Genomic DNA, 10,968 nt, shown 5'->3' on the forward strand with positions numbered 1-10,968 from the left:
CATTCCTCCATTTTCACATCATCATATACGGGTTTGTATCGACGGTAATCGCCACCCCGCCGTGGGCGGCATCCGCCTGGTAGCGGTCGATGACCGCTTTGAGTGCCGCCGTTACGTTCGGTTCCCGCTTGTATTTTATCATGCATTGGTAACGATATCTATCATGAAGGCGGGCGATCGGTGAGGCGACCGGGCCGAGGATGACCGCTTCGTTCGACAGCTGCTTGCGCAAATAGGCGGCGATTTTTTCAGCCGCTTTGGCCGCGGCTGGCGCTTCTTCGTGCGCGGCGGTAATGAGCGCCAAATAATAGTACGGCGGATAACCGTGCGCCTTGCGCAGCGTCATCTCCCGCCGGTAAAAGGCGCGGTAATCATGGCGGGCGGCGAGCTCAATGCTGTAGTGGTCCGGCGTATACGTCTGGATGACGACTTCACCGGGCAGCTCATGCCGGCCGGCGCGCCCGCTCACTTGCGTCAGCAGCTGAAATGTTTTCTCCGCGGCGCGGAAATCAGGCAGATGGAGCATCGTATCGGCGGCGAGCACGCCGACGAGCGTCACGTCAGGAAAATCAAGCCCTTTGGCGATCATTTGCGTGCCGAGCAAAATATCGGCTTCTTTGGCGGCAAAGCGGGACAGCAGCTCTTCATGCGCCCCTTTCCGCCCGGTCGTGTCGACATCCATGCGGATGACGCGCGCTTCCGGCAACAGCTTGGCCAACTCTTCTTCCACCTTTTGCGTGCCGGTGCCGAAAAAGCGGATATGTTCGCTCCCGCACGACGGACAGCGGGGGGCCATCGGCTCTTCATGGCCGCAATAATGGCATTTCATCCGCTCCCCGGCGCGATGGTATGTGAGTGAAATGTCACAATGCGGACAGCGGATGACATAGCCGCAGCCGCGGCACATGACAAACGTCGAATAGCCGCGCCGGTTTAAAAACAATACCGCCTGCTCGCCGCGTTCGAGCCGAAGGCGCAGCTCATCAAGCAACCGGCGCGAAAACATCGAACGGTTGCCGCTGCGCAGTTCCTCGCGCATATCGACAATATGAACGTCCGGCATGCCGCGGTCAGCAATCCGTTCCGGCAGTTCAAGCAGCTCATACACCCCTTTGGCGGCGCGGGCGAACGTCTCGAGCGACGGAGTGGCGCTGCCGAGCACGACCGGACAGCCGTGGCGGCGGGCGCGGTAAATGGCGACATCCCGTGCGTGGTAGCGCGGCATCTCCTCTTGCTTATAGCTCGTCTCATGCTCCTCATCGATAATGATCATCCCTAAGTTTTCAAACGGGGCAAACACTGCAGAGCGCGCGCCGACGACAAGCTGCACTTCTTTGCGGTGAATTTTCCGCCATTCGTCGTATTTTTCGCCGATTGACAGCCCGCTGTGGAGCACGGCTACTTTCGGGCCAAACCGGCCTTTAAAGCGCTCAACCATTTGCGGCGTCAACGAAATTTCCGGCACGAGAACGATCGCCTCTTTCCCGTGGCGCAACACTTCCTCGATCGCCTGCATGTACACTTCCGTCTTTCCGCTGCCAGTGACGCCATAAAGCAAAAACGTGCGGTGCTCCCCGGCGCGCACCGAAGCGGCGATGGCCGCCAACGCCCCGGCTTGCGCTTCAGTGAGCGGCGGCGGCGCGCTCGGCTGAAACGTGCGATGTCCATATGGATCGCGGTACACTTCAACATCGTGCATCATAATGAATCCTTTGTCGGCGAGCGCTTTCAGCGGCGCGGATGAAACGCCAAGCGCCGCTTGCAGCTCGGCAACCGGCATCGCTTCCTCTTTTTCAAGCAAAAATGAAAGCACGTCTTTTTGTCTTGAAGGCAGCGACGCTAACGCGTCTCTCGCCTGTTCCGCTGGAACAGCCAAAACCGCATGCTTCACTGTTTTCTTGCCTGCTTTTTCCTTCACTTCGTAAACCGCTTCAAGCACACCTTGCTGCACCGCCTTTTGCGCTGCCCGCCATAAACCGGCGGTTTCAACATCTTTCCAGCTAGTTGCTATCCGGCCGGCAAACAGCGGCTGTAAGTCGTCCGGCAGCGCCGTGCGCTTCCGCTCATCCGTCAGGCGGAGCGTTTTTTCATACTTCGCCCGCATCGCCGCCGGCAACATCGCTTGGTACGCGGAAATGGCAAAACAAAGCGTCGTCTCCGTCAAATAGCGGCCAAGGTCGAGCAGCTCTTCATTTAACACCGGCACGACATCGAGTACGTGTTCGATCGGCTTCAGCTGCTTGATCTCGGAGTGGTCTTTTACCTCAATGACAAATCCTTGCAGACGCCGCGCCCCGAACGGCACCGTCACCCGCATGCCCGGCTGGATGACGCCATGCCAGCGCTCGGGAATCAAATAATCAAACGGGCGATCCGTTTGCCGCGTCGGGACATCGACAATGACCGATGCTACTTTCATCGAATCCCCTCGATATACGCATAAATTTCTTTTAAAAGTTCCTCGGCGGCCTCGCGTTTTGTCATGAGCGGCAGCGAACGGACGACGCCGTCACGGCGGAAAATGGTGACGATGTTCGTATCACCGGCAAAGCCTGCCCCTTCTTCGGTGACATTGTTGGCGACGACAAGGTCAAGCCGCTTTTCTTCGAGTTTTTTTAACGCATATTGTTCAAGGTTGTCCGTTTCAGCCGCAAATCCGACTAAAATTTGCCTTGTTTTCCGCTCACCGAGCGTTTTTAAAATGTCGACTGTCCGCTCCATCTCGACGACGTAATCGCCGGGCTGCTTTTTAATTTTCGCCGCCGCTACATATTTCGGCCGGTAATCGGCCACCGCCGCCGCTTTAATGACAACGTCCGTTTCCGCAAAGCGGGACAAGACCGCTTCATACATCTCAGCTGCCGACTCAACCGGCACCGTCTCGATACCATCGGGCGAAGAAAGGGCTGTGGGGCCGGAGACAAGCGTGACGGATGCACCAAAGCGGGCCGCCGCTTCGGCGATCGCATAACCCATTTTGCCGCTCGAATAGTTGGAAAAATAGCGAACCGGATCGAGCTTTTCCCTTGTCGGCCCGGCGGTCACAAGGATGCGTTTCCCGCGGAACAAAGGCGGATCGGCGGCGAAAAACCGCTCGATATGGGCGATGATGGTTTCCGGCTCTTCAAGCCGCCCTTTTCCGATATAGCCGCACGCCAAGTAGCCTTCCGACGGCTCGATGAACCAATAGCCGAACCGGTGCAGCGTTTCAATGTTCGCCTGCACGGCCGGATGTTCGTACATATGGACGTTCATCGCCGGGGCGATCCACACCGGCGCTTTCGTCGCCAAAATCGTCGTCGTCGCCATATTGTCGGCGATGCCGGCTGCCAGCTTGGCGATCGTATTCGCCGTCGCCGGGGCGACAAGAACGAGGTCAGCCCAATCGGCCAAATCGATATGGGCAATGACGGCCGGATTGTTTTCTGCGAACGTGTCAACATATACCTCTTGGCGTGACAACGCTTGAAACGTAAGCGGCGTAATAAACTGGCACGCCCCTTCGGTCATGATGACTCTCACTTCTGCGCCGCGCTGGGTTAACTGGCTTGTCAGCGCTGCGGCCTTGTAAGCGGCAACCCCCCCGGTTACACAAAGCAAAATATGTTTCCCCTTGATCATCTTGACCACCCCCGATATTGAAAAAAATAACAACCTAACAGCTAGGTTGTTATTTTTCCTCTTCCACTAATTCGACCTTGTCGCCGGCAATTTCCTCTAACGCCTGGCCGACAAATTTTTTCGACACCGGCTTTTTCACCATCAGCTCGGCCCCGTCTTGAAGCTCGCGCGCCCGTTTGGCGACAACGGTCACAAGCTTATATTTCGAGTCCACTTTTTTCATAAGCAAATCAATGGAAGGATACAGCATCGTCATTCCACCCCCAACATCCGTTTATACCGCTCGGCGACGCGCTCGCGCCGGCAATGCTCGGCGATGACGATCGCCTTAATCCGCTCGCAGGCAAGATCAACCTCGTCGTTTTCGACGACATAGTCGTACGCATCCATCATTTCGAGCTCCTCTTTCGCTGCCTGCAGCCGATTTTCGATCAGCTCCTTTGACTCGGTGCCGCGCCCGATGATCCGCTTCTCAAGCTCCGACAAGCTCGGCGGAGCGAGGAAGATAAAGAGCGCTTCCGGAAACGCGCGGCGCACTTTCATCGCCCCTTGCACTTCGATTTCCAAAAACACGTCTTTTCCCTCGGCGAGCGTTTTTTCCACATAGTCAATCGGCGTTCCGTAATAGTTGCCGACGTACTCGGCCCATTCGAGCAGCTTGTTTTCGCGGATCATTTGTTCAAACTGCTCGCGCGTCCGGAAGAAGTAATCGACGCCTTCCACTTCGCCTTCCCGCGGCTTGCGGGTCGTGACCGACACCGAATAATGAAGTTTGATGTCCGGGCGCGAAAACAGCGCTTTGCGCACCGTTCCTTTGCCGACGCCGGACGGCCCTGACATGACGATTAACAACCCTCGTTCGTTCCTCAACGTTGAAAACCCTACCCTTCCTCGGAGAAATCGTCGCTTCCGTACAAGCGGTTCGCTACCGTCTCCGGCTGCACGGACGATAAAATGACGTGATCGCTGTCTGTAATGATCACCGCACGCGTCCTCCGGCCGTGCGTGGCGTCGACGAGCTTGCCGCTTTCGCGCGCATCCTGGATCATCCGTTTGATCGGCGCCGAATCGGGGCTGACAATCGTAATGATGCGGGCGGCCGACACCATGTTTCCGTACCCGATATTAATAAATTTCATCATCATGACACGCCCACCTGCCATATTCGTTATTGTTGCCGCCGGCAAGCCGTTTTAAACGGTTATTCCACGTTTTGCACTTGCTCGCGCATTTTCTCGAGCGCGCTTTTCATCCCGACGACTTGCGCGGCAATGACGCTGTCATTCGCCTTGGCGCCGATCGTGTTCACTTCGCGGTTTAGCTCCTGCACTAAAAAGTCCAACTTCCGCCCGACCGGTTCGTCCGCTTCGAGCGCGTCCGCCATTTGCGTCAAATGGCTGCGAATGCGCTTCAACTCCTCGTGAATGTCCGCTTTCTCGGCAAACACCGCCACTTCCGTAAGCAACCGCGCCTCGTCGACCGGAGCGGGCGCCCATTCGCGGAGACGGCGCTCAAGCCGCCCGCGGTATTGCTCGACGACGAGCGGCGCCCGCTGCTCAATGGCGGCGGCGCCTGCTTCGATCTCATGCAAACGGGCGCGCAAATCAGCGGCGAGCGCCTCCCCCTCTTGTTTGCGCATGGCCATAAGCGCCTTTGCCGCCTCATCGACGGCGGCGAGAAGAAGCGGCTCGATCTCCTCATTGCCGCCTTCCTCCTCCGCCATTTCGACGACCCCGTCAAGCCGAAGCAGCTCGGCGGCCGTCACGCTGCCGTCAACGGAAAATCGCTTTGCCGCCTCCTGCACCCCGGCCCAATATTGACCGAGCAAATCCCAATCGATATGTACTTTCCGCTTCACGAGCCCTTCGCCGGCGATCGTGACGAACACTTCGACTTTTCCGCGCCGCACATAGGACAAAATCGCTTTTTTTATTTTATCTTCAAACACGAGCCATTGTCTAGGGAGGCGGATGGAAATTTCGCAAAACCGGTGGTTGACCGATTTCATTTCCACCGTCACCATCAGGCGGTCTGTTTTTTTCGTGCTCGCACCAAAGCCAGTCATGCTGTAAACCATGCCATCACACCCGTTGCTGTCATTGATGAAAAAAGAAAAGGCCATAGAGTGGATCTCTATCACCTTTTTCATTATATCATACGCGTTATTTATTTTCTCGCAAAAAACGAACCGGCAAACAAAAACGTCGGCAAGGCGGACAACCCGGCAATGAGCAGCCAGTCGAGCGTAGCGATCGGTTTCGTATGGAACACATTTTGCAGCGGCGGATAGTAAATCACGACAAACAGGAGCAGCAGCGACACGACGACCGCCGCAACAAGATAGCCGTTCCCCAACGGATTGCGGTCAAAAATCGAACGCTCGCAACGGCAGTCAAACACGTGAATTAATTGAGCGAGCACAAGCGTCGCAAACGCCGTCGTCTGGCCGTAAACTAAATCATCGCCGCTCCGCTCATACGCGGTCATAAACGCCGCCAGCGTGACAAGGCCGATCAAAAAGCCGCGGCTTACGATTTTCCAGCCAAGCCCGCGGGCGAACACCCCTTCATCAGGACGGCGCGGCGGCCGCTTCATCACATTTTCTTCCGGCCGATCAAGCCCAAGCGCCATCGCCGGCAAGCCGTCCGTCACGAGGTTGACCCATAAAATTTGAATCGGCACAAGCGGCAGCGGCAGCGCGAGCAGCATGGCAAACAGCATCACTAAAATTTCCCCGACGTTCGAGGCGAGCAAATAGCGGATAAATTTGCGAATGTTTTCGTAAATGTTGCGTCCTTCTTCAATCGCCGCTTGGATCGTCGCAAAGTTGTCATCAAGCAAGACGAGCGATGCCGCCTCTTTCGCCACATCCGTCCCTGACCGGCCCATGGCAACGCCGATATCAGCCGCTTTAATCGCCGGCGCGTCGTTCACCCCGTCGCCCGTCATGGCGACGATATGGCCGCGCCGCTTGAAGGCGTTGACAATTTTCAACTTATGTTCCGGCGCGACGCGGGCAAACACATAAATATTGTCGATCTCGCGCTCAAGCTCATCGACCGACAGGCGCGATAACGTCGCCCCGTCCATCACTTGGCCGCCGGGCGGCAATATGCCAAGCTGTTTGGCGATCGCGGCGGCCGTCACCACATGGTCGCCGGTAATCATCACCGTTTTCATGCCCGCCTCTTTACAGCGCGCCACCGCCTCTTTCACCTCGGGGCGCGGCGGGTCAATCATCCCGGCGACACCAAGAAAAATCAATTGTGTTTCCGCCTCTTCTTCCGATTTGATTTTCGCATTGTCGGCCAGCGGCCGGTAGGCGACGGCGATCGTGCGCAAAGCTGAGGCCGCCATCTGGTGAACCGCCTTCTCGACCGCCTCTTTCCATGCCGGGGTCAGCGCCTGCTCGCGGCCGTTCCATTCAAGGCGCGCCGCCCGTTCAAGCAACACGTCCGGAGCGCCTTTCGTCACGGAAAACCGGCGGCCGTTTCGGTCGCGGACGATGACCGTCATCATTTTCCGCTCGGAATCAAACGGAAACTCCCGTTCAATGATATAGTCACGAAGGAGCTGGCCTTTTTTTATGCCCGCTTTTTCCGCAGCGACAAGCAGCGCTCCTTCCGTCGGATCGCCGTCGACATAGCGGCGTCCGTTTTCCTCTTTCACATCCGAACTGTTGCAAAGCGCCGCCATCGTCAATAGGCGGTCAAGCGCCGGAACCCGGCGCGGATCGACCATCCGGCCGCGTTCCGAAAACTCCCCATCCGTGTTCAAGCCGACGCCGCTTACCGAAAACGTCCGTCCGCCGGCCCATAGCTGCGTGACCGTCATCATGTTTTCCGTCATCGTTCCTGTTTTATCAGAACAAATGACCGAAGCGCAGCCGAGCGTTTCCACCGCCGGAAGCTTGCGGACGATGGCGTTTCGCTTAATCATTCGCTGCACGCCAAGCGCCAACACGACCGTCACAATGGCCGGCAGGCCTTCTGGAATGGCCGCAACCGCGAGCGATACACCCGCTAAAAACATTTCATACAGATCATGTCCTTGAATGACGCCAACCACCACCACCGCCGCCGTCAGCGCCAACGCCACGATAAGCAAAATTTTCCCCAGCTGCTCTAAGCGGCGCTGCAGCGGGGTCATGCCGGCATCCGCTTCTTCAAGCATCGTCGCGATTTGCCCCATCGCCGTTTTCATTCCGGTGGCAATGACGATGCCGACGCCGCTCCCCCTTGTTACTAACGTCCCCATAAACGCCATATTATGCAAATCGCCTAATGACGCCTGCTCGGTCGGAAGCGGGGCGGCAGATTTCGCCACCGGCACTGATTCGCCCGTTAACGCCGATTCCTCAATCTCTAGCCCGTTCGCCTCAATGATCCGGAGATCAGCCCCGACCCGGTCGCCGCTTGTCAATTTGACAATATCCCCAACGACCAACTCCCTTGCCTGAATTTTCAGCCACTCGCCATTGCGCAGCACCACCGCTTGCGGCGCGGACAGCTGCTTTAAAGCGGCAAGCGACTTTTCCGCCCGCCGCTCTTGGATAAAACCAAGCACGGCGTTCATGATGACGATGACGACAATGGCGGCCGCATCAACATATTCACCTAAAAACGCCGAAATGATGGTCGCCAAAAGCAAAACGAGCACCATAAAATCTTGAAACTGACGGAAAAAGACCGCGATGGCCGGTGTCGCTTTCCCTTCCGCCAACTCATTATAGCCGAACTGCCGCAGCCGCTTCTCCGCCTCCGCCGCGGTCAATCCGGCAGCGACATTCGTTTTCGCCTCGTGCGCGACATCGTTGGCAGCCAGCATATGCCACTGCATCCCGTTTCCCCTCCGTTTCTTCCGTCTTTTCGGCGCACCGCTCCCGCTTTTTTATGCTTATTCACACATGTCCGAAAAAATGATCGATTGGGCGATGTAAACAAACGACCGAAATCGATTTGCCGCGCATTTCCTTTTCATTTTTATATAACCGTTTGGATGAACGCCGCCATCCATTCCCCGAAATGTTCGCAAAAATGTTCAAAACAGTGGATCTATGGTAAGATCGAAGTAGTAAAGAAACGAATAGAAAGGTGTTTTCCATGTCGTTTGACGGAGTGTTTACATACGCCATTGTCGATGAATTGCAGAAGGCGCTTGCGGGCGGACGAATCACGAAAATCCATCAGCCGTCAGCGCATGAGATCGTCTTGCTCGTGCGCGCCCGCGGCCATAACCATAAAGTGATGCTTTCAGCGCATCCGACGTACGCGCGCGTCCATTTGACAAACGAAACGTACGACAACCCGCCGGAACCGCCGATGTTTTGCATGCGGCTGCGCAAACAGTTGGAAGGAAGCATTATCGAAGCGGTTCGCCAAGTCGATTTTGACCGCATCATCGTCATGAGCGTGAAAGGCCGTGATGAACTCGGCGACGTGCAAACAAAGCGGCTCATGATCGAAGTGATGGGCCGCCATAGCAACATCATCCTCGTTGATGCATCGACCGACACGATCATCGACAGCTTGAAACATTTGCCGCCGTCCGTCAACCGCTACCGGACGGTGCTCCCCGGGCATCCGTACGTCGCCCCGCCGATGCACGGCAAGCTGAACCCGCTTGAGGCGACGGAAGAAACGGTGCTAAAAAAACTTGATTTTCACGCCGGCAAGCTCGCCCATCAGCTCGTTTCCGCCTTCAGCGGCCTTTCGCCGCTGTTCGCCAATGAGGCCGTCTTCCGCGCCGGACTCGCCAACCGGGCGACGCTGCCGAAAAGCTTCCTCGCGCTCATCGATGACGTCCGGCACCACCGCTTTGCCCCGATGATGTACACGAACGGGGAAAAAGAATGGTTCTACGTGTTGCCGCTTAAGCACATAAAAATCGAAGGCCAACCGTTTGCGAGCGCAAGCGAGCTGCTCGACCGCTTTTATTTCGGCAAAGCCGAGCGCGACCGCGTCAAGCAGCAAGCCCACGACATCGAGCGGCTCATGGCGAACGAAAAGGCGAAAAACGAAAAAAAGCTCCTCAAGCTCGCACAGACGCTCGAAGAAGCCAAAAAGGCTGATGTTTACCGACTGTATGGGGAGCTGCTCACCGGCCATTTGTACGCCGCAAAGCGCGGCATGACGGAAATCGAAGTCACCAACTACTATGATGAAAACGGCGGCACGGTCACGATTCCGCTCGACCCGCAAAAGTCGCCGTCTGAGAACGCGCAACAGTACTTCCAAAAATACCAAAAAGCGAAAAACTCGCTCGCCGTCGTGCAAGAACAAATCGAACAGACGAAAGAAGACATCGCCTATTGCGACACGATTTTAAGCCAGCTCGAAACCGCCTCGCCGAAAGATGTCGAGGAAATCCGCGATGAGCTCATTGAACAAGGCTACTTGCGCCCGCACGCGGCGAAAGGAGCGAAAAAGCGCAAACCCACCGCGCCCGAGCTGGACCGCTACGTCGCCAGCGACGGCACGGAAATAGTGGTTGGCAAAAACAATAAACAAAACGACTATCTCACGACCAAACTCGCCCATAAGGACGAGGTTTGGCTGCATGTGAAAAACATTCCCGGCTCGCACGTCGTCATCCGGAGCAAGCAGCCGTCGGAACAAACGCTCTTGGAAGCGGCGAACTTGGCCGCCTACTTCAGCAAAGCCCGCCACTCCGGCTCCGTGCCGGTCGATTACACGCGCGTCCGCTACGTGAAAAAACCGAGCGGCGCCAAACCCGGATTCGTCATTTATGAAAATGAGCAAACGCTCTACGTCACACCGGACGAAGAGCTCGTCCGCGCCATGAAACAGCGGCAAAAAGAACACGCGGTGAAACCATCGTAAACGGTACAAAAAAACACAGAATGTGAAGTGACCCCTGTCTACTTGACAGGGGTCACTTCATTTATAAGGTGGTCTTTGGTTCATGCCGGATATATTTTCTTTCAGGTTCAAAGCTTTCACAAAAGTTTCAACTGATCTGGTCACAGTAGCAGGTCCGATTGTCCTTTGTGCTCTTCTAAATATTTGTTTTTTCTATCGCGCTTCGCTTGGTGGCCCCGGCGAGTGTAACGAGCAAATGTTTGCAACCCTCGTCAGGGGAATCATTCCGGAGCGTCACCCACAAATATTTTACTCACCCGTGTTCGATACACCTCGTTTCTTCAAGTGGGATGAAGAACGTTGTGAATATAATTATACTGGGAATGGCAAAAAGGAAATAATCAAAAAGTGCAGAATTAAATGGCCGTTGACGGATTCATTTCCTCCCAGCCATCGCGTGGGATGAGGCGTATGACGGGTGAGGCATCCCCCCACCGCTTAACGACAAAGCGCGAACCATCCTTTG

General features: G+C 56.1%; 9 protein-coding genes. 2 read left to right on the plus strand and 7 right to left on the minus strand.

Translation table 11 applies throughout. The annotated features are described in order from the left end of the window. Nucleotides 1-13: 13 nt before the first annotated feature. From priA to IC803_RS11370, 7 genes are all read right to left on the minus strand, one after another. Nucleotides 14-2,419: a primosomal protein N' gene (gene priA / locus IC803_RS11340; protein ID WP_081206829.1), complete on the minus strand. Its 2,406-nt coding sequence runs from the start codon at nt 2,417-2,419 to the stop codon at nt 14-16. Continuing rightward, complete coding sequence (gene coaBC, locus IC803_RS11345) at nt 2,416-3,621, minus strand: bifunctional phosphopantothenoylcysteine decarboxylase/phosphopantothenate--cysteine ligase CoaBC (RefSeq protein ID WP_081206828.1); 1,206 nt, start codon at nt 3,619-3,621, stop codon at nt 2,416-2,418. Before coaBC ends, priA begins: the two co-directional genes overlap by 4 nt. A gap of 49 nt (nt 3,622-3,670) precedes the next feature. Beyond that, the gene (gene rpoZ, locus IC803_RS11350) at nt 3,671-3,871 is read right to left on the minus strand and encodes a DNA-directed RNA polymerase subunit omega (protein ID WP_081207031.1); all 201 of its coding nucleotides are present in this window, start codon (nt 3,869-3,871) and stop codon (nt 3,671-3,673) included. Between the two features lie 2 nt (nt 3,872-3,873). After that, on the minus strand, nt 3,874-4,491 hold the full coding sequence (gene gmk / locus IC803_RS11355) for a guanylate kinase (protein ID WP_081206827.1): 618 nt from the start codon (nt 4,489-4,491) through the stop codon (nt 3,874-3,876). An 11-nt stretch (nt 4,492-4,502) separates the two neighbouring features. Then, complete coding sequence (gene remA, locus IC803_RS11360; protein ID WP_063166344.1) at nt 4,503-4,766, minus strand: extracellular matrix/biofilm regulator RemA; 264 nt, start codon at nt 4,764-4,766, stop codon at nt 4,503-4,505. A 56-nt stretch (nt 4,767-4,822) separates the two neighbouring features. Further along, on the minus strand, nt 4,823-5,698 hold the full coding sequence (locus IC803_RS11365; protein WP_081207030.1) for a YicC/YloC family endoribonuclease: 876 nt from the start codon (nt 5,696-5,698) through the stop codon (nt 4,823-4,825). A gap of 89 nt (nt 5,699-5,787) precedes the next feature. Further along, nucleotides 5,788-8,460: a calcium-translocating P-type ATPase, SERCA-type gene (locus IC803_RS11370; protein WP_081206826.1), complete on the minus strand. Its 2,673-nt coding sequence runs from the start codon at nt 8,458-8,460 to the stop codon at nt 5,788-5,790. A 263-nt stretch (nt 8,461-8,723) separates the two neighbouring features. Between IC803_RS11370 and IC803_RS11375 the strand changes: the two genes are divergently transcribed. Together IC803_RS11375 and IC803_RS11380 are read left to right on the plus strand one after the other, a co-directional pair. After that, a complete protein-coding gene (locus IC803_RS11375; RefSeq protein ID WP_081206825.1) occupies nt 8,724-10,463 on the plus strand; it encodes an Rqc2 family fibronectin-binding protein in 1,740 nt (579 codons plus the stop codon). Nucleotides 10,464-10,545: 82 nt separating this feature from the next. Beyond that, nucleotides 10,546-10,908, plus strand: coding sequence for a hypothetical protein (locus tag IC803_RS11380; RefSeq protein ID WP_081206824.1), 363 nt, complete (start codon nt 10,546-10,548; stop codon nt 10,906-10,908). The last annotated feature ends 60 nt before the right edge of the window (nt 10,909-10,968 follow it).

This window comes from Geobacillus sp. 46C-IIa (genome assembly GCF_014679505.1).
In the GTDB taxonomy this organism is placed as follows: Bacteria; Bacillota; Bacilli; order Bacillales; family Anoxybacillaceae; genus Geobacillus.